Raw genomic sequence first — 25481 nt, 5'->3', positions numbered from 1 at the left:
GACGCATCAAGCGCGGCAGCAGGAACACACCTGTTGCCGCGCTTGCTTTATGTCTTAAGACGCGAGCAGCGGTAGGCGACTGAGCCCAGTCCCCTACCGCCCGCTCGTCATCTTCACAGGTAAAGGCGCTGCGTTGCCTTCTTCTCTTCGTACTCCTTGCGAGCCTCGGTGGTCGAATCGATGCGCGAAACCTCGGCCACTGCAACATCCCACCAACTTGAGCTCGGCGGGTTCGGTCCGTACAGGTCAGTTTCGATGTGGATCATCGTCGCCCTGTCGGATGCTTCGGCCTTGCGGTAGGCATCGCGGAACTCGTCCATCGTTGACACGCGCAGTACGTCCAGGCCCCATGATTCAGCATTCTTGGCGATATCGACCGGCAGGTTGTCACCCGGCTCGTTGTGCGCATTGCCTGCACCCATCGTGTAACGGGTGCCGAACCTCTGGGATCCGTGCGACTCTGACAGCGCGCCGATCGAGGCGAAGCCGTGGTTCTGCAACAGGACATAGATGACTTTCACGCGCTCCTGAACGACGGTGGCCAGTTCCATCGGCAGCATCTGATAGGTACCGTCACCGACGATTGCGACAACCTCGGAATCAGGATGAGCCAGCTTAACACCCAAGCCGGCTGGGATTTCATATCCCATGGTCGAGAAGGCGTACTCCACGTGATATTGCGTCGGGTTCTTCGCCTGCCACAGCGCCTGCAGGTCGCCGGGCATAGATCCGGCAGCGTTGATGACAATGTCGTTGTCACCCATCATCTCGTTCAGTGCGCCGAAGACCTCCAGCTGGGAGGGCAATGGCTGATGATCAAGGTGGTACAGCTCCTTCGTGGTTTTCTCCCACGCTGCCTTCTCATCAGCAATCCTGTGCGAGTACTCATCATCGACATGCCAGCCATCAAGCGCGCCGGTCAGTGCGACAAGTGCCTCACGCGCGTCGGCCACCAGCATTTCTCCTGCATTCTTGACCGCATCGAAAGGCTTGACGTTGATGTTGACAAATGCGACATCCGGGTTCTTGAACTGGGTGTGCGAAGCTGTCGTGAAGTCCGAGTAGCGTGTGCCCACACCGATGATCAGGTCAGCTTCGTCAGCCAGGTGGTTCGCACTGTCGCAGCCCGTCGATCCCACGCCGCCGACGGCCTGAGGGTGATCGAAGTTGATCGCACCCTTGCCTGCCTGAGTGTCAGAGACCGGCATCCCGGTCGCGGCCGCAAAGTCACGCAGGGCCTGGGATGCCTCGGAATACTTCACCCCACCGCCGGCAACAACCAGCGGCTTTTTCGAAGCTTTAATGGCGTCAACCGCACGATCCAGCGACGCCGGGTCCAACGGAGCGCGACGAATGTGCCACACGCGCTTGCGGAACGCCTTGACCGGGAAGTCATACGCCTCGGCCTGCACGTCCTGAGGCAACGCCAGCGTCACTGCACCCGTATCGGCCGGGTCAGTCAGCGCACGGAAAGCCTGCATGAGTGACGGGAGCAGCTGTTCAGGACGATTGATCCGATCGAAGAACACGCTGACCGGGCGGAACGCATCGTTGACCGAGGTATCCAGTGTCTGCGCGTTCTCAACCTGCTGCAGCACGGGATCGGGGTAACGGGTGGCGAAAATATCACTGGGGAACAGCAGAACCGGCAGACGGTTCGTCGTGGCCAGTGCGGCGCCTGTGACCATATTCAGTGCGCCAGGTCCGATCGAAGACGTGCATGCGAAGATACGCTGACGGTTGGTCGCCTTGGCGTAGGCGGCAGCCGCGTTGACCATTCCCTGCTCGTTGCGCGGCATGATGTAGGGCAGGGATCCGCCATCGGGTTCGGGGTTCAGCTCGTTTTGCAACAAAGCCTGTCCGATTCCCAGGACGTTGCCGTGACCGAAAATGCCGAATGCACCGGAGACAAAGCGATGTTCTTCCCCGTCATGCTCGACGTACTGGTTCACCAGGAAGCGGACGATTGCCTGTCCAACTGTGAGGCGTACTTTTTCTTCGTTGGCCATTACTTCACCTCTGATTCTTTAATCGGGAAGAACGGGACTCGTTCGTCAATGTCGAGCCCTTCCCATTCCTGTCGCATCCACGTGTGGACCGGGTCATCTGTCATGAGCCACACTGAGTCTTCAGCCGGGCCGCCCATCACGTTGAGATAGTACATGTCGTATCCGGGCGCAGCTGCCGACGGACCGTGGTAGCCATGAGGCACGATAACGGTGTCACCGGAGCGCACTTCGGTACACACATCGATCGGGTGTCCCGGCGAATCATAGACGCGCTGCAGGCCCAGGCCCTCAGTTTTTTCGTCGCTGCCGGACAGGCCACCCTCGCGAATCTCGAAGTAGTAAATCTCTTCAAGGACGCGTTCGGTCTCTGTGTGCTCATCGTGCTTGTGAGGCGGGTAGGAGGACCAGTTGCCGCCGGGGGTCAGCACTTCGGTGACCAGCAGGTGCGACGTTTCCACCTCATTGCCGAGGGCGTAGTTGTTCACCTGTCGAGTCCAGTTCCCGGAACCACGAATGCCGCTGTTGACGTCGTCAACCGGGCAGTACCGCACGGGCAGATCCTTGGTCGCCTTGGTTGCCGGCAACGCAAAGCGGCCGTCGGTCGTTGCGGTAAGCGTGAATTCCTTGCCGCGCGGGATGTAGATGTAGTCGGTGACTCCGGTCCAGATGGATTCTCGGCCAGCTAGCTCGTAGCGTTCGCCGTCGACCTCGACGGTTGCTGAGCCTTCGAGGGGAAGAACCAGCAGTTCTTCGCCCTCGGTGTCGACTTTCTGGGACTCGCCTGCTTTGAGCGCGACGACGCGCAGCGAGCACCATTCCCAGCCAGCACGTTCAGCGGAAATCGAGGTCTGGAACTTGCCTTCGGCCGTGGATCCGGCCTTGATGACGTATTTTTCGTTGTCGTTCACAGTAACTCCACAGTATTGTCGACAGCTTTGGTGACATCGCCATCGGTCGGGAACAGAAGGGACCGCCCGATGACCAGGCCAAAGACGTTCGGTTGTTGCAGGGCGACGTGCCACTTCTCCAGTGTCACGTCAGCATCCTTGGACACCTCGCCGCCCAGGATCAGCGACGGTAGTGTCGCAGCTTCCATGACGCGCTCCATGTCATCGACACATGGCAACTTCAACCAAGTATAGGCGGATGTGCGACCCAGGCCCGAAGCAATAGCCATCGACTTGATGACGGCATCAGGAGTCAGGTCGTTCACGACGGAGCCGTCCACCCACTTCGACATGAAGGGTTCGATCATGGTGACCAGTCCCCTGTCCGACATTGCGTTGATTGCATCGGCTGTCGCCTTGAGGGTGTTGGCCGTGGCGGGGTCTTCCAGGCAGATACGCGTCAGCGTCTTGCCACCGTCCAGCCTGGCCTTTTCAATGCCGTCCGGATCGTAGCAGTTGAATTGGTCGTCCATTTCGAACTTCGAGCCGCGCAAGCCCACGCGGTTCATCGAGCCGTAGACAAGTTTTCCGTCCAGAGCTCCCAGCAACGTGAGATCCTCAATCATGTCAGCCGTACCCAGGAAGCCGTTGACACCGGGTCTGCTCAATGCTTCCACGCAACGCTCGAGCACGTCGATGCGGCTGGCCATCGCCATGTCATCGCTTCCTGCTCCCAGCGCGCCGCGCGCAGGGTGGTCACAGGCGATGATCATGAGCTTGTCGCCTTTCTTCAACTCGCCCGGCTTGCGTGATTCCAAAGCTTGCGCAATCCGCTGCGGTTCATACATCCTGATCTCGGGAATTTCCCTGATAGCTACCATTTCTTCTCTCATCGTCGTACGAGCCCTATTGCTCACGGTCACTCCACCAGGATCGGTCGGGCCAGCGTTGTGCCCGTCCGGCTCTTGGTTCTTGACTACACTCATTATCTCTCACATAGTTCCCATCGTCAAGATTTTGTCAGTACAATTTAAGGTTTTCCTGTGCAGTTAGATACAACAAGAGGATTTTGACACTGGGTGAACTTCCTTTTTATTTGTCATCTCCAACCCCTTCAAAATGAGGTATCATTCGGAGTTGACATGACTAGCGTGTACACAACATGACGTGGATCCTGGCTAATGCTCCTTCACCATCGTGGCTGATGAGCACCTTTACCGCGAGAACACGACAACAGGCAGTGGGAGATTGACATGACAACTACCAAGTCAGACGAGGAACACCTCGACGAGCCCTTTATCCTCGAAATCACCATTAATCGTGACTCGCCGGTTGCTCTGCATCAGCAGATTTCTGTACCACTGGAACGCATGATCACCAAGGGTGAGATCCTGCCCGGCCAGACAATTGAGGACGAGGTGTCACTGGCGAACCGCTTGCAGATCTCCCGCCCGACGGTTCGACGCGCATTCCAGGATCTGGTGACGAAAGGACTGCTGTCGCGACGTCGCGGTGTCGGAACACGGGTCTCCCCCAGCCCGGTTCAACGCCAGGTGAAGCTGTCAAGTCTGAACGAGGACCTCATCAAAGCCGGCCACACCACCCGCACGGAAATCCTGCGCTACGAGGTGCGTTTTGCTGATGAGGACATCAGTAAGAAACTCGCGTGCGATGAGGGGACGGAAATTGTGTTCTTCGAGCGTTTGCGGTGGCTCGATAACTCTCGCCTTGCCTTGATGCAGAACTACGTGCCCTCCGACATTGCCCCGTCGCTGACCGACCTGGCACGCGACGGCTTCTACCATTGCCTGGCCCAGTCTGGTGTCCACCTCCAGTCGGGCTATCAGCAGATCGGAGCGAAGAATGCCTCAGACTATGAGGCGGAGATTCTGCACGTTGATCCGTCGGCTGCCCTCGTCACCATGAAGCGAACGTCGTATGACGAGTCGGGGCGGATCGTCGAGTACGCGACGCATTGCTACGACGCTGCGCAGTATGCCGTGACGATGCCGCTGGTGACGGCCTAGCGCCTTTTGCCGCTTAATTTTGCAGCCAGAAAACGTAGTTGTTTCCGCCGCGAGGCTCGCCCACAGGCAGGCTGACGTCAGTGGGCAGTCGCAGATCACTGAGCCCGACGATCACGCGCTGGCCGTCAAATTGGCTCCAATATTTCAGAGTCTCGTTCTCTGAGTCGCCCTCCCAGTCGGATTCAACCAACAAAACACAGTGCGCCTTGGCCGCTTGTCTGGTTTCAATACATAGTTGACAGGTGTGTCACGTCATAGTTGACATGGGGTGCAGGCGATGTGTCGGGTCATCGTTGACAGGTGTGTCACGTCATCGTTGACACATGATTGAAACAAACAAAAACGAAGTAATCGTCTCCAGCGTTATCGAAGCAGGCATGACCATCAGCGAGGCCGCGAGACGTTTCGGCATCTCACGCCAATGGGTCTACACCCTGATCCAGCGTTACCAACAAGACGGCCTGACAGGCCTGCAGTCCCGCTCATGCAGACCCCACCGTCACCCCCACCAATGCCCACCCCACGTGGTGGATCACGTGCTGCGTTTACGCGCCACGCTGCTCGAGCAAGGTCTTGATGGTGGGGCTGAAAGCATATGGGCGCGTCTTGACGAACACGAACGCCCCAGCGTGAGCACGATCTGGAGGATTCTCAAAAAGCACAACTGTGTTGTGCCTTAGCCCCACAAGAAACCACGATCAGCATGGAAACGATTCGAAGCCGCAGCACCTAATGAAATGTGATAATCCGACTTCACGCACTGGCACATTCAAACCGAGTAAGTCGAGATTATCTCCTGGCTTGATGACCACTCACGTTCCTCCTGCACGCAAGCGCACACCCGCGCATCACTGGCCCCGTCGTGGTGGAAACCTTTACCACCACGACGCGCACCTACGGGTACCCGCGCTCCACACTGACCGACAACGCCATGGTCTACAGCACGCGCCACGCGCGCGGAGCACGCGCCCAAAACCGCCAACGCAACGCGTTTGAACAACTCCTTCACGACCTGTGCATCATTCAGAAAAACGGGCTCCTCGGCCATCCCACCACACAAGGAAAAATCGAACGCTACCACTACACGCTCGAAAAATGGCTCGCCGCCCAACCATCAGCCCCAACCATCACCAGCCTGCACAACCAACTCGACACATTCACCCGCATCTACAACTACGAACGCCCCCACAGAGTCTTCAACAGGCGCACCCCACACACCGTGTACACAACCACACCACCCGCACACCCCACCACCGAGCTATTCGAGAGGATCTGGCGAATATGACACGACAGTGTCGCCATCGCAGGCAAAGTCACCATGCGCCACTCAGGAAAACTCCTCCGCCTCGGCATCGGCAGACCCTACGCACACCACCCAGTCCTCATCCTCATAGCAGGCAACGACACCATCACCATCGACCGCACCACCGGAGAAATCATCGCCGAACACACCATCGACCCCACACACAAAAAGACCGGGACACCGCCAACAAACTGTCAACAATGTCCCGACACATCACAGTGGTAGGCCCAGGGGGAATCGAACCCCCAACCCACAGATTAAAAGTCCGATGCTCTGCCAACTGAGCTAAAGGCCCCTGTTACTCCAACTACAGCAGCATAGCGGCCCCACGCCCCGCCTCCAAGTTCACGGGGCACACCTCACGCACGCGCGCGGCGAGAAACAGGCAAAAAATGTGACCCCTGACCAGGCGGTGTCAAGAATGTGTCAGGAAAAATCGGCACCGCGTCAAGAACGCGTCAGTTTTCATTCGGGCCCGGGCGACCTCGACGTTCAATAGCAGTGCCGCTCAACCGAGCGACTTCGCACGCCGGGTACCCCGGTTGCGGATCCGCCACGCCGGAGGGTTTCCGGCAGCATCATTCAGGAGCCATACCGTGCTCGACATTGTGTTTGTCGTATTGACGACCGTATTCTTCGGAGGATGCCTGGGCCTCGCATCGGCGGTGAGCCTGCTGTGACCATCCTCGATATCGCCTGGCTGCTCATCTGCGCAGCCGCAATCGTGTACGTGACCTATGCACTCATTCGACCGGAAAGGTTCGGGTAGTCATGGCGTTCATTCAAATCCTCGTTCTCATCGCGGCACTCGTCGCGGTGCATCGACCGCTCGGCGCGTACATGGCGCGCACCTTTACCTCTGAGCGCCACCTGTGGCCGGAGCGGCTCGTGTACCGCTTCGCGGGGATCAGAACAGACCGAGAGCACTCGTGGCGAATTTACCTTCGCAACATTCTCGCCGTCTCCCTCCTGAGTGTGCTCGGCCTCTACATCCTGCAGCGCGTTCAGCAGTGGCTGCCCATGGCGCACGGCCTCGGCCCCGTCGAAGAGACGCAGGCGTGGAACACGGCAACCTCGTTCGTGACCAACACGAACTGGCAGTCGTACGGCGGTGAAACGACGATGTCCCATCTCACGCAGATGCTGGGCATGTCGTTCCAGAACTTCATTTCGGCCGCCGTCGGAATCTGCGTGGCTATCGTGATCATCCGCGGTATTGCCCGCCACGGCACGGATAAGCTCGGTAACTTCTGGGTTGACCTCGTGCGCTGTAACTTCCGCATCCTTTTGCCGATCGCGTTCATCGGCGCGATCCTTCTGATCGCCGGCGGCGCCATCCAGAACTTCAACGCCGCCCAGCACGTGCACACCCTCACCGGTGGAACACAGATCATTCCCGGCGGGCCCGTCGCGAGCCAGGAAGCGATCAAGGAGCTCGGCACGAACGGTGGCGGTTTCTTCAACGCGAACTCCGCGCACCCGTTCGAGAATCCGAACGGCCTCACAAATCTCATCGAGATCTTCCTGATCCTGCTTATCCCGTTCGCCCTCCCCCGCACCTACGGAATCATGGTGGGCGACAAGCGTCAGGGCTGGGCTGTTCTCGGCGCGATGGCTGTTCTCGCGATCGGTTCGCTCGCCGCCACGACCTCCCTCCAGCTTCACTTCGCGGGCGATCATCTCGCCGCGATGGAGGGCAAGGAGGCGCGCTTCGGGATCGTCGGTTCGAGCCTGTTTGCGACCGCGACGACGCTCACCTCAACGGGCGCCGTGGACTCGATGCACTCCTCCTACGAGCCGATTTCCGGCGGCGTGTTGATCTTCAACATGCTTCTCGGTGAAATCGCGCCGGGCGGCGTCGGTTCCGGCCTGTACGGGATGCTCGTCATCGCGATCATGAGCGTGTTCATCAGCGGGCTCATGGTGGGCCGCACGCCGGTCTACATGGGTAAACGCATCGGCCCGACCGAGGTCAAGCTTTTGAGCCTGTACATCCTCGTCGTGCCCGTGCTCGTGCTCGTGGGATCGGCAGTCGCCATCGCCCTGCCGTCGACGGCGGCGTCGCTCGCCAACGGCGGCCCCCACGGCTTCAGCGAGGTGCTTTACGCGTTCACGTCGGCGTCCAACAACAATGGTTCCGCCTTCGCGGGCCTCAATGCGAACACGCCGTTCTTCAACGTGGCGCTGGGCCTCGCCATGCTGCTTGGCCGCTTCCTGCCGATGCTGTTCGTGGTGGCGCTCGCGGGCAAGCTCGCCTCCAAGAAGGTTGTCGCGACCAACCGCGGCACCCTGCGCACTCACACACCTCTCTTTGCAGGCGTCATGACCGGCATCGCGCTCATCGTGACCGGCCTGTCCTTCCTTCCGACGCTCGCTCTTGGACCACTTGCTGAAGGACTCATGTAATGACTCAGGTACAGGTGACCGACCGCGTTTCTTCGCAGCCTCACGAGGAGAAGACCGCGAATTCCGGATCAGGCTTCACGCCGCGCGCTCTTGCCAAGGCGCTCCCACAGGCGCTGCGCAAGTTGCACCCCGCGCACATGGTGCGCACGCCCGTCATGTTTATCGTCGAGATGGGCGCGCTCATCACGATCATCGTGGGCTTTTTCAAGCCGAGCGTGTTCGTGTTCTCGCTCGCGATCTGGCTGTTCCTCACGGTCGTGTTCGCGAACCTCGCCGAGGCTGTGGCTGAGGGTCGAGGTAAGGCGCAGGCCGATGCGCTCCGTTCCGCGAAGACAGCGGCCGTGGGCCGCGTGCGCCGCGAGGATGGAAGCATCGAGGAGGTTCGCGCCGCGGGTCTTCGCCCCGGTGACATCGTCGTGGTGTGTGCGGGCGAGACGATCCCGGGCGATGGCGACGTCGTCAAGGGTGCCGCGACGGTCGATGAGTCTGCGATTACGGGCGAATCTGCTCCCGTGATCCGCGAAAGCGGCGGCGACCGTTCGGCGGTCACGGGCGGCACGCGCGTCCTTTCGGACGAGATCGAGGTGCGCATAACCTCGGAGCCGGGCAACACGTTCGTGGACCGCATGATCGACCTCGTCGAGGGCGCGCAGCGGCAGAAGACCCCGAACGAGATCGCTCTTTCGGCGTTCCTTTCGGTGCTCACGCTCATCTTCTTGTTCGTCGTCGCAACGCTCGTTCCCATGGCCGATTACGCGGGCGCGAAGCAACCGATCGAGGTTCTCATCGCCCTGCTCGTGTGTCTTATCCCCACGACGATCGGCGCGCTCCTTTCGGCGATCGGTATCGCCGGCATGGATAGGCTCATGCGCCGCAACATCATGGCGACGTCGGGCCGTGCGGTCGAGGCCGCTGGCGACGTGACAACTCTGCTGTTGGACAAGACCGGCACGATCACGGTGGGTGATCGCCAGGCGAGCGCGTTCATTCCCGCCCAGGGCGTGAGCGAGGACGAGATTGCCTACGGCGCGCTATTGTCCTCTCTCGCGGACGAGACCCCCGAGGGTCGTTCGATCGTGGAGTTCGCGACGACGACCATGGGCGTTGGCCCGATTCCCGAAAGCGAGTATCGAAACGCTGAGTTCATCCCGTTCAGCGCGGAAACGCGCATGAGCGGCGTGCAGCGCACTCCCGAGCACTGCATCGTCAAGGGCGCGGCTTCCGAGATCCTCAAGTGGGTCACCGCGAAGCGCGGAACCGTCACGGAGGATGTCAACGAAACTGTGCGGGAGATTTCTTCCGACGGTGGCACGGCCCTCGTCGTGGCCGAAGAGAAGGCCGGGGCCCGCCGCGTGCTCGGCAGCCTGCACCTCAAGGATGTCATCAAGGAAGGCATGACGGAGCGCTTCGCGCACCTTCGCAAGATGGGCATTCGCACCGTCATGATTACGGGCGACAACGAGCTGACGGCGCGTGCGATCGCGAAAGAGGCCGGCGTTGACGACTATCTCGCGGGTGCAAAGCCCGAGGATAAGCTCGCGCTGATCCGCAGTGAGCAGCGCGGCGGCAACATGGTCGCGATGACGGGTGACGGCACGAATGACGCTCCGGCGCTTGCGCAGGCCGACGTCGGCGTGGCCATGAATACGGGCACGCAGGCCGCGAAGGAAGCGAGCAACATGGTCGATCTCGATTCGGATCCGACCAAGCTCATCGAGATTGTCGAGATCGGCAAGCAGCTTCTCATCACGCGCGGTGCTCTCACGACGTTCTCGATCGCGAACGACGTCGCGAAGTATTTCGCGATCGTTCCCGCGATGTTCGTGAGCGTGTTCCCCGGCCTCGATCTGCTCAACGTCATGCGCCTGAGTTCACCCGAGTCGGCGATCCTCTCGGCCGTGATCTTCAACGCGCTCATCATCGTTGCGCTCATTCCTCTCGCGCTCAAGGGCGTGAAGTATCGGCCGGGTTCTGCAAACCAGCTCCTCGGCCGCAACCTGCTCATCTATGGCCTGGGCGGATTCATCGTTCCTTTCATCGGGATCAAGCTCATCGACCTCGTCGTGAGCATCATTCCCGGGCTCTAACCATGAGGGCCGAGCCGCGAGGGCGCCGCTTCTCGTGACCTCTCCGGCTCGGCCCCACCACCACTGTCGTTTTTCTCTCGATTGGAAAACTCATGAACTCGACACTCTCGGGCATCGTCTCCGCCATGTGGCGCTCCACGCGCGTCCTTCTTGCCCTTCTCGTTGTGCTTGGCCTGTTTTATCCGGCGGCCGTATGGGTCGCCGGCCGGGCGTTCGCTCACAATGCCGACGGTTCCATGATGAGCCTCGATGGCCGCACCGTCGGGTCGTCCCTGATCGCTCAGGACACGTCGAAGGATCCCGCCCTGTTCCACCCCCGGATGTCGGCGGGCAACTACGACGGTTTGGCTTCGGGCGGCTCGAACTTGAGCCCTGTCGGTGAGGAGATCACCGCGCAGATCGCTGAGCAGCGCGCCCTTATCGCCCGCGAGAACGGCGTTGATGAGGCCGTTGTCCCCGCGGATGCGGTGACCGCGAGTAGTTCCGGTCTCGACCCGCACATCAGCCCGGAGTATGCTCGTATCCAGATCGAACGAGTGGCGAAGAACTCGGGGCTTTCGCGGTCAGCTGTTGAACAGCTCGTCAAGAAGCACACCCAGGGGCGAACCCTCGGCTTTGCAGGTGAAGAGGTCGTCAACGTCAATGACCTGAACCTCGACCTGCTTGCGGCGAAGGACTGACATGAACACGGTGCGCGGTGTACTCAAGGTGTATCTGGGGGCTGCCCCCGGCGTAGGTAAGACCTGCGCGATGCTCGAGGAGGCCCACGACCGCCTGAAGGGCGGGGAGGACGTCGTCGTGGGCGTCGTTGAAACCCACGGGCGTTCGGGGACCGCCGCGAGGCTTGAGGGGCTGCCGGTGATTCCGCCTCGGCGGGTGAGCTATCGCGGCTCGACGTATGACGAGCTTGATGTTCCGGCGATTATCGAGCGTAAGCCCGACGTCGTTCTCGTGGACGAGCTCGCTCATACCGTGCACGGCGAGGATACGACGGCGAAGCGCTGGCAGGATGTGCACCGTTTGCTCGATGCGGGCATCAACGTCATCTCAACCGTGAACATTCAGCACCTCGAGTCCCTCAACGACGTGGTCACGAACATTACGGGCCACGTGCAAAACGAGACGATTCCCGATCCGGTCCTGCGCGAAGCGGAGGAGGTCGAGCTGATCGACCTGAGCCCCGATGCGCTGCGCGTGCGGCTGCGGCAGGGGCAGGTGTACGGGCCCGCGACCGTGGATGCGGCGCTCAGCAAGTTTTTCCGCAAGGGGAACCTCACGGCGCTTCGCGAGCTCGCGCTTTTGTGGCTCGCCGATCAGGTCGACGATGGTCTCGAGAAGTACCGCAGCGAGGAAGGCATCAAGGAGCCGTGGGCGGCGCGCGAGAGGATCCTCGTGGCCGTGGGCGGCGGCCAGAAGACTGCCGCCCTCATTCGCCGTGGCCGCCGCATCGCCGGGCGGATCGCCGGCCGCGAGCTCCTCGTCGTTCACGTCCTCGCGGCGGATGGCCCGCCGCGCATGTCGCCCGAGCAGATGAGCGAAGCGCGTTCCCTCACCGAATCTCTCGGCGGCTCGTGGCACGTGCTTTCGGGCGATGACGTCCCGCGCACGCTCCTCGATTTCGCCACGACCGTGAACGCGAGCCAGCTCGTTGTGGGAGCTTCGCGTCAGGGCTTCGCGCAGCGGCTGCTCATGCGGTCCACGAGCGCCACGATTATCGACGGTGCCGGCGACATCGACGTGCACATCGTCGCCGTAGACCCGCCCGCCACGCACTGGTCGGCTCCTGCGCCGTCCACGAGCCTCTCCCCCGCGCGGCTCGCGACAGGCTGGGTACTCGCGACCATTCTCACGATCGTCGTCACCCTCGCGAACCTCGCGCTCGGCGATCCCACGGCGCACCTGCCCACGGCGATTATGAGCTTCGTGCTCGCGTCCGTCGTCGTCGCCCTCGTGGGTGGCCTGTGGCCGGCTCTCGCGACGGCCATCGGCGGCGCGCTATTGCTCAACTGGTTTTTCACCGCGCCCACGCACACGCTGTCCATCACGGAACCGAAGAACATCTTCCTGCTCATCGTGTTCGTGCTCGTCGCGGTCCTCGTCGCCCAGGTCGTCGACGGCGCTGTGAGCCGCCAGCGCGAGTCCCAGGAGGCGCGCCGGCACGCGCAGCTCATGACGGAGCTTGCCCGCTCCGTGATCCGCGACGGGATCGGCATTCAGGAGATCCTCGAGCAGATCGCCACAACGTTCGGCCAGGATGGCGTCGCCCTCGCCACCGTCGAGGGCACGACGCTCGTGCCCGACTACGAAGTGGGCATCCGGATCGAATCGGTCACGCTCGCCGACGAAGCCTTTTCGCTCGACGACCAGCACGTTCTCGCCCTCGTTGGCCGCCCGCTCACGTCGAGTGAGCAGCAGCTCCTCGAAGCCTATTCGGGCCGGCTCGTGAGCCTCATGACCCAGGAGCAGCTCAACCGGACCCGCACGCAGGCCCGGCAGCTCGAGGCCGCGAACTCCGTGCGTACGGCGCTTTTGACGGCCGTCTCGCACGACTTGCGCACCCCGCTCGCGACGATTAAAACGGCCGTCTCCGGTCTCCTCCTCGACGACGTTGATCTTCCCCGCGACGCACAGGTGGAGCTTCTGCGCACGATCGAATCGTCCTCGGACAGGCTGGATCGGATCGTCGCGGACCTCCTGGATATGTCGCGCATCCACACGAATAAGCTCAAGGTTAAGGCAGTCACCATCGGACCCGCCGAACTGGTTGCCCAAACCCTCCGCCACATGGACCCCTCCCTCGTGCCGCCTTCGCTCGACGAGCGCGTCCCGCGCGAACTGCCGGCAATCACGACGGATGCGGCGCTCATGGAACGCGTGCTCGAGAACCTCATCAGCAACGCCGCCAAACACACCGACTCGGGGGTCACGATCGACGCGACACAGGATGGCGAGCGTATCCTCATTCGCGTGATCGATTACGGACCCGGCCTCACCGAGGAGAGCAAGGTGCGCCTGTTCACGCCCTTCACGCGCTTCGGTGACACGACGAACAGCCACGGGCTTGGCCTCGGCGCCGCGGTTGCGCGCGGGCTCGCGGAAGGCGTGGGCGGCACGCTCACCGCCGACGATACTCCAGGAGGTGGGCTCACAATGGTGTTGTCACTGCCGCTCACGATCACCCCAGCCACCACCGACAGTGTGCCCACCCCCGCACACGAGACCACCACCGTTGGGAGCGCGTCATGATTCTCATCGTCGAGGACGATCCGGCACTGGCCAGGGCCATGACCGTTAACCTCACGGCCCGCAAATACCAGGTGCTCACGGCAACGACCGGGGAGGAGGCGCTCGTCATGGCCGCCGACAACCCGATCGAGGCCGTCCTCCTCGACCTCGGCCTGCCGCACATGAGCGGCCTCGACGTCATCGACGGGATCCGCGGCTGGTCAGACGTCCCGATCATCGTCGTGACCGCCCGCCACGAAACCTACACGAAGATCGAGGCGCTCGATCGCGGCGCCGACGACTACGTGACCAAGCCCTTCGCGCTCGGGGAGCTCCTTGCGCGTTTGCGCGCCAACCTCAGGCGGCGAACGTCGGGCTCCCCCTCCCCCGTCGTGACCACCACCGACGGTCGCCTCACGATCGACCTCGCCGCAAAAACCGCGACCGTCAACGGCACGCCCGTGCGCCTAACCCCGCACGAGTGGGGCATCGTGAGCTACCTCGTGAACCACCCCAATCAGCTCGTGCGCAAGGACGAACTGCTCGAGAACGTGTGGGGCCCCGAATACACGAACGGGGCCGGCTACGTGCGCGTCTACATGTCGCAGATCCGCCAGAAACTCGAGGAGGATTCCTCCGCCCCGCGCTACTTCCTCACCGAGCCGGGCCTCGGCCACCGCTTCGTGCTTGGCAGCTAGCGTCAACGCGGTGAGTAGCTCGCGACCAGTCGCGCACACATCGCGCTATAAAGCGTTGCTCACAGGCTGGCTCCGAGTCTTGAGGTCTTCCCACGAATCGGAATCAGCAATGTCATCTTCATACGCGATGAGATAGCCCCATCGCTGGCCTTCGAAGGCATCCTCGGCGACCAATCGACGGACGAGCGATTCCGCAGCCTTGCGCTTTTGCTTGCACAACCGCGTCTTCTCATCCCTTCTCGGATTTACCCTCGATGATCCAGTGGACACCATCGGTGTCAAGGGCAACGAAGTCCGGGAAGTAGCGATCCTTCGGGTTGTAGTAGACGAATGCACCTGCGTGTGGGTGCAGGCGATGCCACCACACAATGCTTGAGGAGGTGTTCAGGAGCTTCGCCAACACGTACTTTCCGCTGTAAGAGTCGAATGATTCAGACTCCATTAGGGACTTGAACCAGCCACCATAGGTGCGGCGCACCACGAAATCGGCGCGGCCCTCAACCTGATCGTGGATCGTTTCTCCGATCGGCAGGCTGTGGTCCTCGATCCGCATCACCTTTGGATAGACCTTAGGCACCTCACGAGTAGACCGCAGAACCTGGTGCACGTACCCCTGAATGAGCTGTTGAAGTTGATTTTGTGCCGAGTCCAAGGTATCTGCCCTGCCGGTGACTGGACGCGGTAGGTGGCGGCGTTGACCGTCAGTGTCATCGCCCCGGTGCCTTTGATCGTGATGATCGGTACCGCGTCGAGCAGTCCGGGGTTGGTGACCTGCCCAGAGGCGGTGAGCGTGTGGGCGATCAGCTCGGAATCGAGGTAGCTAAACGGCTCGCACACCTGGTGTGCCTCGAAGAATCCCCACGACGACATGTCCGTGCGCAGCGGGCTGATGGAGGGGGACTTGACCTTGTGTAACGCACCGGGCTGGTTGGACAGGTGAATGGTTACCGCTGCGATGGAATCTTTCTTCGCTCTTGTACAAAAGAACGTTCTTGATCGTGGCTCTTGGAACAGGCGCCGTGAATTATCTGCCGCGATCACTCACTGGATTGAACGGACATATCACAGGAAAAGACGGCAACGAGCACTGGGTAAATTGACACCAATCGAATACGAAACAATCATGGAATCAGCCGCATCCCTTGCGGCCTAAAAATCAGAAGGAAAACTGTCAACCAAACCCTCAGCAGACCCAAAAGACAGCGTTGGATGTGACTTTCAGGCCAGGTCAAACGTAGTGCTTTGATGATGCCTGCCCCGCCATCGGTTACCACTACCGTCGGGGCTGGTAGCCGGTTCATTAATGCTTGGTAGGCGGCAGAGTTTTCCCGTTGGCACCACTGCCAAGCGATAATCTTTTCCCCGTTGGTAGCGGTGATTAGACACCAGCCGTAGGCAAGATAGATTCCATCAAGTAGCACCTGATCGTAGACCTCGCCAGTGACCGATGGCTTGGGCACCTCGACTTGCCAACACCAGGCGCATTTAGTGGCAAAAGAGGTTTTAGCTACCCCGAGTTGGCTAACCGAATAGCCTTCTAGCAGCCATTTTATAAACAGGTCTGCTTGGGCTCTAGCGCTCATATCAGGACGTGATTTAACTGCCGAGGACCCGCAGGCCAGGCAACGCCACCTAGTTCGCCTAGAGCTAGTCTTACCGTTCTTTACAAGCCTTTGTCCGCATACACCACAAACCGGTCGATTACAAGCACTCTTCACACAATATGCTCTCAAAGCATATTCAAACCGTCATAACCCTTGATCAAACCCCAAAAAAATAACGAATTTATACACACAATTCAGGTATTAACCCGGAAATGACTTGGTGGATCTTTTAGCCCCACTTTCGCAAGCCGACATCGATACCGCCAAAATCAACCAATTGTTGAACGAACTTAAACAAGCAGCGGACAAATGCGCCCAGGTGCCCCCGGCGGCACTTCCGTCATTCCCCCAGTGCCAGTTGCTTACTGAACTAGCGAACAAACAGGGCATCACCCTGCAGCAGCTGTCCGAAAATATCACCAAGGGTCAAGGCCTGCTGACGATCGCGGACAAACTTTCCCAGGCTGATCCACAAGAAATGAAGGCGAAGCTGAACGCAGCAGATCAAGGAGTTAAGGAACTTAGCCGGCAAACCGCCCTTACCCCACAGGCTCGACCGGAAAGCAAAAACCGACTCTAAGAGATGGCACTTATGCCTTGGCGAACGGATTAGACCAGGCGCAACGGGGGGTTCAGAAACTTTCTGCCGGAGCCTCTACCCTAGATAAAAATTCCGGACAGTTACGCACGGGGGCTAATGCTCTCAGCGGCGGCCTTGATTCGCTTTCCCAGGGTGCGGGCAAAGCCTCCGAGGGTGGAAAACAGTTAGCGGGAGGAATCGACAAGTTAACCACCGGTGCTTCCAGCCTAGAAGATGGACTACGTGATGGCGCTGAGCAGGTTCCCACTGTAGATAAGGGACAGGCGAAAAAAGTTTCGAAGGCCGCTAGTGGGGTCGCGGACGTGCAATCGGTACGCCAAAATCCGGTTCACGATAACGGTGCCGGATTCGCCCCCTTCTTCATGGCGCTATGTTTGTGGATCGGCGGGATTGCTATCTTCTTGATTTTCCCCGCCCTGGCTTTGCGGCGTCACCCCGAAGAGAGCTTCTGGAGATGTGGTTTCCGGTCTATGGCTATCGGGGCGCTCTTTGGCGCTCTGCAAGCAGTTACTGTAGTAACTGGGCTGCAACTGTTCCTAAAGCTAGATGCCCAAAACTTCGGGGCCTTAGTCTTGATAGCGGTACTGGCTTCTATCGGATACGTGGCAGTGAACCAGGCTTGCGTAGCCGCCCTCGGATATCGAGGACGCGCCCTTTCGGTAATCCTGCTCTGCCTGCAAATCACCTCTACCGGAGCTACCTTCCCGGTAGAAACCGCCCCTAGGTTCTTCCAGTTCCTCAGCCCGCTGCTCCCCATGACCCATGTGGCGCGCACTATTCGCGCGGCGATTGCGGGCGGAGAACTGCACTTAGGTAAGGCGCTAGTGGTATTGGCAATCTGGACGCTACTGTCCTGGGTGGCAACTCTTATTTCAGCGGCACGCCGCAAAGGTCAGCGCCCCATGCCCTATGATCCGGCACTGACTTTTAAGAAGGTTCCTTCGGTGTCTTCGCCCTTGGGGGCAAACTCTGCCAATAACGTTGAGGACTTTGACCAAAGCACCCGCCAAGCCAAAGAAAACCTGCCTAGCTGATTGTGCCGGGGAGCGTAGGTATTAAGCGGGACAAAAGATCGGTTCCTGTAAAACTTGCCCACCCCACCATTATGCACGGGAATAAGTTTTATCCGAGTCGGCTAGGCGGGCGTTAAATCCGAAAAAGACGCTGTCTTTTTCGGATTTTGGGCAGGAGGAAAAACTTATTCCCGTGCTGGACGGAGTGGGAGGTGCCCGGTGTGCGCCTGGCTACATGACTTTCGTTTTTTCGACCTCTTTGGCAATATCGTGGATCCGCCCGGCAATCGTATGCCGTAATACCAGACCGAGCACTAAGTTCGGAATCACAAACACCAGGATCATCTCCAGGTTATAGGCAAAATCCCCTGCATAAATCCCGGCGATAGCTGAACGCATCAAATTAATCGCATAGGTGGCGGGCAGCCAGGGACTGATGTTTTGGAACCATTGCGGCAATAGTTCCAACGGATAAGCTCCACCAGCGGCAGAAATCTGTAGCACCAGTAACAACACTGCTAAGGCTTTACCCGCATTAGCCAGTGCCATCACCAGCGTATAAACGATAACGGTAAAGACGGTGGAAATAACCCAGCCTGCCAAAATCAGCAGGAAGGGATGGGCTGGTTCAATCTCCACAAACACAATCAGCCCGACCATCAGCAATGTGGATTGTGCCATCCCAATTACCCAGAACATAAAGTAACGCCCCAGATATTCTTGCGCCCCGGTAAATATAGACTTTTTTTCTGCGGCTTTCGCGGCTGTTTTCGCATCGGGAGTAGGTGCGGTTTCACTTGCCTTCGTTTCCGCCCCTTCCGACCGGGACAATTCCTCTGCATTCGCATCCGCACCGGCGACTGCATCAGGATCTTTCCGGACTCCCCTGCTGGCCAGATAGCGTTTAGCCACATTCTCAGAAACATCAGTGCGCAGGAAAACCCCCGCCAGGAGCGCCCCCACCCATAGAGCGATAACGGTGAAAAGCGGAGTCATCCCCACCCCAAAGGTGGCGACTGGGAACACCGCATTGCGTTTTACCGCTATCGGGGACGAAATTAGTCGGGCAAAATCTTTGGGGTCAGCTCCTAACGTGGTGACGATTTTTTTCAAGTCCCCTTGCGACTGGGCAGACGAAATCTGTTCCCGAGCCTGATCCAAGCGGCGGGCTCCCTCACGCATCTTTGTCGCGGTATTGTCCAGGCTATTTTGAGCCCGACGCATACTCGCTATCATCCCGCCCGCACTTTCCGACAGATCGGTTTGCACCGCCTGCAGATAGGAGCGGAAAATCTTCACATTTTTCCCGGCAGAATCCAGGTTCTTACGCAGGCTCTCAATTCTTGGCTGTAAGTTTTTCTCAAAATTGGATCGAGCGGTGGCAATAGCCTGTTGCGCGTCTGCTATGGCTTGGCGGGCTTTCTCTCTCAGGTCAGAATCGAGGGTTACTCCCCTGCGTAGGTCAGATGCAATACTGCCCAGTCGCTCGGACAAGGTTTGTTGGCGAGCTATCGCCGCGTCCAGCTCGGACAGCAATCGGTCAACGGCTGGATCCTTCCCTTCTAAATCCGCCCCGTCCGGTCCCAGTGCCTGCTCGAGTGCGTCCCGTGTTTGTTGGAAGCCAGCGATTTGTTTATCCAACAAAGTTTTCAGCTGTTCGACTGTGTCCGCACTGCTCTGGCTGGTGCTATTGGCCGAATTCAGCAACTCGTCTAACTGCTTTTGCAGATCGGAGATATTGCCTTCTGCCAGTCTCACAGCATCGTCGAGCCTAGAGGATACGGATGCGAGGGGATTGGTTGTTCCGCCGGCACCTTTTTTCCCGGAATCAAATGTGGAGTCAACAGCCTCCTCAAAGGAATCCTGCACCCCTGCAGCCAGCTGTTTTGCTCCGGTGGCGAGTGGCACCGCCGAACCTATCAAGGTAGACAGAGAACTAACGGTGTTCGCCCCGGAATTCAGTTCTGCAGAGAGGGTTTGGAGGTGGTTGCTCAGCCGATCCAGAGCTGCCTGAGTATCAGCATGCTCTAAATAAGAGGACACGTCCTCAGCGATAGCCACGGTGGCTTCTGCCAAGGTTTGCGAAAATACCGTGTTGATCTGCGCGGTGACTCCCTGGGCGCCTTGCGTGGTGAGATTGGCTGAGAGCGGGTTCTTCTTTTCATTGGTGTACAGCGTGATATTTGCCGGGGCTGCTCCGCCGGCATAGAAGGTAAACATGGACTTTGAAAAATCCGCCGGTAACACAATTGTCGCGTAATATTCCCCCGAGCGCGCACCCTCCAAAGCCTGATCTTTACTGGTTATTACCCAATCAAACTGGTCGTTTACTGCCAGTTCCTTAAGTACCGTGTTTCCCACATTTACTTTGACGTTCAGTATTTTGCTGGTGTAACCGTCGTCGGTGTTAGCCACAGCAATCTTCAGCTGTCCCGAATTTGAGAAGGGATCCCAAGTAGCCAACACGTTGAACCAGGTGAAGAACATGGGCACGACAATCAACAGGACCAGGGAAATCCGAACCATAATGCTGCTGCGAATCTGACGGAAATCGTCTCGGATGATGAAAAGTACTTCGTTCATCGCGTCTCCTCGCTGGTTGCGGAGGCATCGGATTCGCCAGCCGACTGCTCAGAACTATCATCCGCAGCGTCTACCCGCACAGACGCGCTAATGAGGCGACGTTTACTGCGACTGCGGTAATGTTCGCTGCTCAGGTTCTCCGACCGATTTGCGGTTTTGATAGCATTCGCGTCTCGCTGGCGGGCTAGACTCTCGAAAAGTTCATCTTCCGTCAGATGCGACAGTCCCTCGGCTCGTTCGATTGAGCTCTTTAGTACAACTACGCCAACCAGAGTCCCCATGATGGCCACTCCCCAAACCGCTACTAATCCCAGGAGCACGGGTTTACTGGCGGAGGTGAGCCAGGAAGTCATCCCGAGCACAACCAGTACCAAAATCCCCACGCTACTCAGTCCCTTAATCAAAGCGGGATAGCGGGCATTGAACTCTTCTTGACGTCGCCGGATACGGGTGGAAAATTCTTTTCGGTTCGCCAGCAGCGCAATGATGTTACTCAAGCGGTAACCCCGACTTTGTAGCTGAACGTCTTCATTCACGACCAGTTCAGTGCGAGCCAAATCATCGTAGAACAGCTGGGTGAAGTAACCGAAACGACGCCTCCCCACAAACCCTAGAAGGAACATGGTGACGCTCATGAGCAATAGAACCGCCATAACATGCCAGAATCGCCCGTGATAGAACCCGCCGATAGTCTCTCGGATCGCGTTGATGCCGTAAGAAAACGGGAGCATCGGGGAAAGCTGGCGGAAGAATCTGGGCATGAGCTCGATCGGATAAATGCCCGAGGCACCGGGAATCTGCAACACCACCAGCAAGATTGCCAGGGCTCGTCCCACGTGACTGAACGCGGCTGCTAAAGCATAGATAATTGCCAAATAACACGGGCCGATCAGCATAGAGGTAGCAATGAAAGCGGGAGCGTTGGCGGCTTTCACTCCCAGCAGCAAACTGCCTACGCTGACAATTAACCCCTGCCCTATGGACAGCACCCCGGAGAGCATGAAGCGCCCCAGATAAGCCGAGCGCAAACTCAACCAGTCAAAGCCTTCTTTATCGACTTCTACCCGGAAAATTATGACCAGGATGAGCGCACCAATCCACAGGGACAGATTGAGGAACATAGCCGCCATTCCCGAACCATATGAGTTGATGGGAAAGAGGGGCTTCTGGTCGAATTTTACTGGTGAGGTTAAGTAGCGTCCGATATTGGTCGGATCGAGCCCAATGACTGTTTTCAAAGTTCCCGTCCGAAGCGCGGTAGCCAGAGTCGCCACATCGTTTTGCGCCCCGCTAGCCGTATTGGACAGCAGGTTCAGGTCGTCCTGCACCTGATCAAGCACCTTTTGGGTGTCCCCAATCTGGTCATCGATTCCGCGGGTAAGCGTAGAAATTTCTTTAAGGGAAATCCGCGCGGTACTCACCGCGGAGTTGATGGCTCCCAGCTGCGCCGACAGCTGCGTTACCTGGGAGTTTAACTGAGATGCGGTTCGAGTGGACTCTTCCCGCAGACCAGTGGCGCCGTGTTGCGCGTCCGTCAGAGCCTGATTAAAGGATTTCATCAGTGCCTGCAAATCCTTGCTAGCCTTGGTGGCATCCGCCCCGGTTTTCCCGACCTTGTCGAGCAAATCCTGCATCTCGTTCAGCTGAGATTTCAACTCTGCAGCGAGCTCTTGTGTCTGCGGGAATCTTTCTAAAATCGCAATCTGCTCACGCATTTTCTCTATCGAGGTATTCGCTCTTTTAATTCCGGATTGCAGCTGCGAGTCTATTTCGGTAAGTTTATTTGTCGCATTGGAGACCGCCGAATCCGCCGCCGCCGAGGATTCATTGAGTGCTTTTTGGGCGTTAATACTGGCTTGTCCCGCCTGAGCAGCAAACTCGGAAGCATCAGAGACGACCGTCCCTAAAATTCCTTGCGCATCACTTAAAGCCGCGGAAACATCAGCCAATGCCGGGTCAGCTGCAGCCAGCGTAGCCCGGACTTTTTTCATAGTCTGTAAGGAACCCGTCACAGACGCACTGGCGGAATCCAAGGTGTCTTGCGCATCGACCAGATCCCGGTTAATACCGCTCAAGGCATCTAAAGCACTGCCCTCAGCACCAGCAATATTTGCGTCGATCTCTAGGGCACCGTCGCGCAAAGCTTGCGCAATGGCCTCGCCTACCTTGCCCCGGAAAGTTGAGGTGATTTGAATATCGAGTTCATTTGCTCCCGCACCGGTAATTTTGGGGGCAATGGCGCCTTTCTTTTCATTCACGTTGTATTCGATGGTCGGCTGATGGAGCTGGCCGCTGAAAATATCAACTAAATCTTTACTAAAGGTCTTAGGGATGACAAAAGTCGCATAAACTTCCCCGGTTCTGATTTTGTGATTGGCTGTGGCTTGATCAGTAAACTGCCAGCCCAGCTGCTTATTCTCTGACAATTTGTCGACTACCAGGTTGCCAACATTTAGCTGACCAGTTAGTGCGGATTCCGTTCCCACATCGTTGTTCACTACCGCTATGGGTAGGTTTTCCGTCGCGTTGTAGGGGTTCCAAAAGGCCAAAATATTCAGCCAAGTGTACAGGGCTGGGGTGACCAAGATACCGATGACCATAATCAGGGATCGCGGAACCGCAAAAATCCGCTTTACGTCGCGAGCAAACACCCGGCAGCTATCTTTCACCCTGCCATAATAGCCTTGTGTTCAGATTCTGCAATTTCGCTCTATATCCCATTCAAAATCCCACGCGGAGGAATCCTAGTTTGCGAAAGTTTTACGCGTTCATCGCGGGATTTAGGTCAGGCAGACCCGCTCTAATTACATCCCTAAGAACTCTTTGACCTTTGGGAGTTCCCCTCGCATCTGTTCGTATCCGGCGGCGAAGCTTTCTTCCAGTTTCTCGGGATTATCTTCAAAATTCGCCACCCCCATATGCTGCGGATAAAACACATAAGCCTTTCCCTCGGACTCCAAACGGTCTAGTTCGGCTCGGGTTCGGTTGTAATTTATAGGGCGTTCAATAAGACTCTGAGCTGCCTGCGGGTACCGCTCTAGCAAGCAGCGGTACGCCAAATCAGGTAGGCGATTTTCTTTCACGTATTCCCGCGGTCGGGTCAATAGAACCAGGAACTTTTCGTAACCATCTGCCTGCGCCACGTCCAAAGGAATTCCGCCAGAGCGTCCTATTGCTCCGTCCATGCACGCCTCACCTGCAATATAAGTGACTGGTGTAGCTATAGGCATGGATCCCGAAGCCTTGCATACGTGGGTTAGTTTTTGCTCCGAATCCACCTGAATCTGTGAAAAATATATTTCTTCTCCGCGCTGCGCGTTATATACACCTATCCGCCATTCGGCTGGATTTGCTACGAAACGCGCATAGTCCAGCTCGAGCATCCCCCCAGGCTCGGTCATGTCGTAGTAAATGTGGTAAGTGTCGAAAATCCCCCTACCTTTTAGCGCGCAGGTGGATTATTACGAGCACTACATCAAAAATCACGACGGCTGGCAATACGTCGACATCTACACCGATGAAGGAATCTCTGGCACTTCCACGAAACACCGCGAGGGATTCAACCGCATGATCGCCGACGCCTTAGCTGGTCGCATCGACATGATCGTCACCAAGTCCGTGAGCTGTTTCGCCCGTAATACCGTCGATTCTTTGACAACCGTGAGGAAATTGAAGGATAAGGGTGTGGAGGTGTTTTTCGAGAAAGAAAACATCTGGACACTCGACTCCAAAGGCGAACTACTCATCACCATCATGTCGAGCCTTGCCCAAGAAGAATCCAGATCTATCTCCGAGAACGTCACGTGGGGTCACAGGAAGCGTTTCCAAGACGGTAAAGTTTATATGCCCTACGGTAACTTCCTCGGATACAATCGCGGCCCAGACGGCAAGCCCGTAATCAACCCTGAGCAAGCCCAAATCGTGCGCCGCATCTACCGCCAATACCTCGAAGGCATGAGCATCCCCCAAATAGCGACATCATTGGAAGCGGATGGGATTCCCACACCGATGCGGCGGGCAAAATGGAGCCACACCACCATCCACTCCATCCTCACCAACGAGAAATACAAAGGCGATGCACTCTTGCAAAAGCGTTTCACCGTAGATTTCCTCACCAAGCAGCGCAAAACCAACGAAGGTGAAGTCCCACAATATTACGTGACCGGATCTCGCCCAGCCATCATCGATCCTGAAACCTGGGAACTCGTGCGCTACGAGCTAGCAAAAAACACGAACCAAGGCCGGCGCGAGCGTGCCTTCACCGGTATGGTCTACTGCGCTCACTGCGGCGCAGCCTACGGCAGTAAGACCTGGCATTCCACTGATAAATATCGGACTATCGTCTGGCAATGCAACCAGAAATTCGCAGTTCCTCACCCAAAGAAAATGCCCGTACTACGCGATAGTCAGTTGCAGACAATCTTCCAAACAACACTCGCCAAGCTCATCAAAAGCCAGCAACTCATCGACTGGGACTACCTGATTACCACCACATCAGACACCACCGCTTTAGAAGAACAAGCCTTACAGCAAGCAAGTGAAATCGAGGTAACTACCAGGCTCATCAACCAAGCCATCACCCGCAACGCTCATCACTCCCAAAATCAAGACGACTACCAAGAGCGCTTCACCCAGCTCAAAGCCCGCCAACGTGAAGCCATTACCGCCTACGAAACAACTCAGGTAGAAATTGAGCGCCGCCACGGTATCAAAGCCAAACTCACCAGGTTTAAGAAAACCATCCAAAACGCCACCCTCAGCCAAGACTTTGATCGAGCAACCCTGCGTGCTCTTTGCCAGCACATCCAGATCACACCATCGGGCAAGGCGAGCGTAATCTTTGCTGACGGCACCAAAATAAAAATCCCAGCAGACAGCTATTAGAGCCACGCAAAACAAAAGGGCTGACCACCACTCAGGTAGTCAGCCCTATTTTTATGCCCGCGAGCAGGACTTTTAGATTTTGCGCGCGTTTTCAAATTTTGCGCGCACCTTTGCGCAAAACTCTAGTTTTGCGCAATTGTATCAATTCAGTGTG

The 25481-nt window shown here is 58.0% G+C and carries 22 protein-coding genes, 1 tRNA gene and 2 pseudogenes; 13 read left to right on the top strand and 12 right to left on the bottom strand.

Features of this window, described 5'->3' with window-relative positions; all coding sequences use genetic code 11:
- Positions 1-113: 113 nt before the first annotated feature.
- The 3 genes from iolD to BN3002_RS02940 are packed head-to-tail and all read right to left on the bottom strand — an operon-like array spanning position 114 to position 3777.
- On the bottom strand, positions 114-2009 hold the full coding sequence (gene iolD, locus BN3002_RS02950; protein ID WP_058236526.1) for a 3D-(3,5/4)-trihydroxycyclohexane-1,2-dione acylhydrolase (decyclizing): 1896 nt from the start codon (positions 2007-2009) through the stop codon (positions 114-116).
- Positions 2009-2917 (bottom strand): 5-deoxy-glucuronate isomerase, encoded by a 909-nt coding sequence (gene iolB / locus BN3002_RS02945; RefSeq protein ID WP_058236525.1) that lies wholly within the window; start codon positions 2915-2917, stop codon positions 2009-2011. The genes iolD and iolB overlap by 1 nt, the downstream gene beginning before the upstream one ends.
- The gene (locus BN3002_RS02940; protein ID WP_058236524.1) at positions 2914-3777 is read right to left on the bottom strand and encodes a Cgl0159 family (beta/alpha)8-fold protein; all 864 of its coding nucleotides are present in this window, start codon (positions 3775-3777) and stop codon (positions 2914-2916) included. Before BN3002_RS02940 ends, iolB begins: the two co-directional genes overlap by 4 nt.
- A 372-nt stretch (positions 3778-4149) precedes the next feature.
- Here BN3002_RS02940 and BN3002_RS02935 point away from each other — a divergent pair, with 372 nt between their 5' ends.
- The 3 genes from BN3002_RS02935 to BN3002_RS10890 all read left to right on the top strand — a co-directional run bounded on the left by BN3002_RS02935 (position 4150) and on the right by BN3002_RS10890 (position 6208).
- Entirely contained in the window at positions 4150-4923 is a 774-nt protein-coding gene (locus BN3002_RS02935; protein WP_058236523.1) for a GntR family transcriptional regulator, read from the top strand.
- Positions 4924-5246: 323 nt separating this feature from the next.
- Positions 5247-5603: a helix-turn-helix domain-containing protein gene (locus tag BN3002_RS10895; protein ID WP_058236521.1), complete on the top strand. Its 357-nt coding sequence runs from the start codon at positions 5247-5249 to the stop codon at positions 5601-5603.
- 182 nt (positions 5604-5785) lie between these two features.
- Positions 5786-6208 (top strand): integrase core domain-containing protein, encoded by a 423-nt coding sequence (locus BN3002_RS10890; protein ID WP_058236520.1) that lies wholly within the window; start codon positions 5786-5788, stop codon positions 6206-6208.
- A gap of 42 nt (positions 6209-6250) precedes the next feature.
- Here the strand turns inward: BN3002_RS10890 and BN3002_RS11245 are convergent, their stop codons facing one another.
- Positions 6251-6373, bottom strand: coding sequence for a hypothetical protein (locus tag BN3002_RS11245; RefSeq protein WP_257525450.1), 123 nt, complete (start codon positions 6371-6373; stop codon positions 6251-6253).
- Positions 6374-6445: 72 nt separating this feature from the next.
- Positions 6446-6521: transfer RNA gene (locus BN3002_RS02915), tRNA-Lys, on the bottom strand.
- A gap of 348 nt (positions 6522-6869) precedes the next feature.
- On the opposite strand from BN3002_RS02915, the gene BN3002_RS11465 reads away from it, so the two are divergent.
- The 6 genes from BN3002_RS11465 (at position 6870) to BN3002_RS02890 (ending at position 14642) form a co-directional block, all read left to right on the top strand.
- Positions 6870-6995, top strand: coding sequence for a potassium-transporting ATPase subunit F (locus BN3002_RS11465; protein WP_082628504.1), 126 nt, complete (start codon positions 6870-6872; stop codon positions 6993-6995).
- Between the two features lie 2 nt (positions 6996-6997).
- A complete protein-coding gene (kdpA, locus tag BN3002_RS02910) occupies positions 6998-8632 on the top strand; it encodes a potassium-transporting ATPase subunit KdpA (protein WP_058236519.1) in 1635 nt (544 codons plus the stop codon).
- Positions 8632-10719, top strand: a complete 2088-nt coding sequence (kdpB, locus tag BN3002_RS02905; protein WP_058236518.1) for a potassium-transporting ATPase subunit KdpB — start codon at positions 8632-8634, stop codon at positions 10717-10719. The genes kdpA and kdpB overlap by 1 nt, the downstream gene beginning before the upstream one ends.
- Before the next feature lie 92 nt (positions 10720-10811).
- Positions 10812-11399 (top strand): potassium-transporting ATPase subunit C, encoded by a 588-nt coding sequence (locus BN3002_RS02900; RefSeq protein WP_058236517.1) that lies wholly within the window; start codon positions 10812-10814, stop codon positions 11397-11399.
- Between the two features lies 1 nt (position 11400).
- The gene (locus BN3002_RS02895) at positions 11401-13965 is read left to right on the top strand and encodes a DUF4118 domain-containing protein (protein ID WP_058236516.1); all 2565 of its coding nucleotides are present in this window, start codon (positions 11401-11403) and stop codon (positions 13963-13965) included.
- Entirely contained in the window at positions 13962-14642 is a 681-nt protein-coding gene (locus BN3002_RS02890) for a response regulator (protein WP_058236515.1), read from the top strand. Before BN3002_RS02895 ends, BN3002_RS02890 begins: the two co-directional genes overlap by 4 nt.
- 45 nt (positions 14643-14687) lie before the next feature.
- Here the strand turns inward: BN3002_RS02890 and BN3002_RS11105 are convergent, their stop codons facing one another.
- A complete protein-coding gene (locus BN3002_RS11105) occupies positions 14688-14861 on the bottom strand; it encodes a hypothetical protein (protein WP_157843502.1) in 174 nt (57 codons plus the stop codon).
- A gap of 10 nt (positions 14862-14871) precedes the next feature.
- Positions 14872-15198 (bottom strand): hypothetical protein, encoded by a 327-nt coding sequence (locus BN3002_RS02885; protein WP_157886346.1) that lies wholly within the window; start codon positions 15196-15198, stop codon positions 14872-14874.
- A 393-nt stretch (positions 15199-15591) separates the two neighbouring features.
- Between BN3002_RS02885 and BN3002_RS10705 the strand changes: the two are divergent.
- Positions 15592-15795: pseudogene (locus BN3002_RS10705) on the top strand (IS3 family transposase); the annotation flags it as partial.
- On the opposite strand, the gene BN3002_RS11240 reads toward BN3002_RS10705, so the two are convergent.
- Both BN3002_RS11240 and BN3002_RS11540 read right to left on the bottom strand, forming a co-directional pair.
- A complete protein-coding gene (locus BN3002_RS11240; protein WP_058236513.1) occupies positions 15764-16225 on the bottom strand; it encodes a transposase in 462 nt (153 codons plus the stop codon). The pseudogene BN3002_RS10705 and the gene BN3002_RS11240 sit on opposite strands and share 32 nt — an antisense overlap.
- A gap of 33 nt (positions 16226-16258) precedes the next feature.
- Positions 16259-16360, bottom strand: a pseudogene (locus BN3002_RS11540) (transposase-like zinc-binding domain-containing protein); the annotation flags it as partial.
- 103 nt (positions 16361-16463) lie between these two features.
- Here BN3002_RS11540 and BN3002_RS02870 point away from each other — a divergent pair.
- Together BN3002_RS02870 and BN3002_RS02865 are read left to right on the top strand one after the other, a co-directional pair.
- On the top strand, positions 16464-16826 hold the full coding sequence (locus BN3002_RS02870) for a hypothetical protein (RefSeq protein WP_141757283.1): 363 nt from the start codon (positions 16464-16466) through the stop codon (positions 16824-16826).
- A 17-nt stretch (positions 16827-16843) separates the two neighbouring features.
- On the top strand, positions 16844-17881 hold the full coding sequence (locus BN3002_RS02865; RefSeq protein ID WP_058236511.1) for a YhgE/Pip family protein: 1038 nt from the start codon (positions 16844-16846) through the stop codon (positions 17879-17881).
- 210 nt (positions 17882-18091) lie between these two features.
- On the opposite strand, the gene BN3002_RS02860 is transcribed toward BN3002_RS02865, so the two are convergent.
- The 3 genes from BN3002_RS02860 to BN3002_RS02850 form a co-directional block, all read right to left on the bottom strand.
- On the bottom strand, positions 18092-20443 hold the full coding sequence (locus BN3002_RS02860; protein WP_058236510.1) for a YhgE/Pip domain-containing protein: 2352 nt from the start codon (positions 20441-20443) through the stop codon (positions 18092-18094).
- The gene (locus BN3002_RS02855) at positions 20440-23094 is read right to left on the bottom strand and encodes a YhgE/Pip domain-containing protein (protein ID WP_257525449.1); all 2655 of its coding nucleotides are present in this window, start codon (positions 23092-23094) and stop codon (positions 20440-20442) included. Before BN3002_RS02855 ends, BN3002_RS02860 begins: the two co-directional genes overlap by 4 nt.
- 153 nt (positions 23095-23247) lie before the next feature.
- Positions 23248-23844 (bottom strand): DUF6363 domain-containing protein, encoded by a 597-nt coding sequence (locus BN3002_RS02850; RefSeq protein ID WP_257525448.1) that lies wholly within the window; start codon positions 23842-23844, stop codon positions 23248-23250.
- A gap of 19 nt (positions 23845-23863) precedes the next feature.
- On the opposite strand from BN3002_RS02850, the gene BN3002_RS02845 reads away from it, so the two are divergent.
- Positions 23864-25327: a recombinase family protein gene (locus tag BN3002_RS02845; protein WP_257525447.1), complete on the top strand. Its 1464-nt coding sequence runs from the start codon at positions 23864-23866 to the stop codon at positions 25325-25327.
- Positions 25328-25481: the final 154 nt, after the last annotated feature.

Origin of the sequence: Actinomyces ihuae (assembly GCF_001457875.1) — a bacterium.
In the GTDB taxonomy this organism is placed as follows: Bacteria; Actinomycetota; Actinomycetes; order Actinomycetales; family Actinomycetaceae; genus Pauljensenia; species Pauljensenia radingae_A.
The sequence above is the reverse complement of the archived record's forward strand: the minus strand, read 5'-3'. Positions and strand labels throughout refer to the sequence as shown.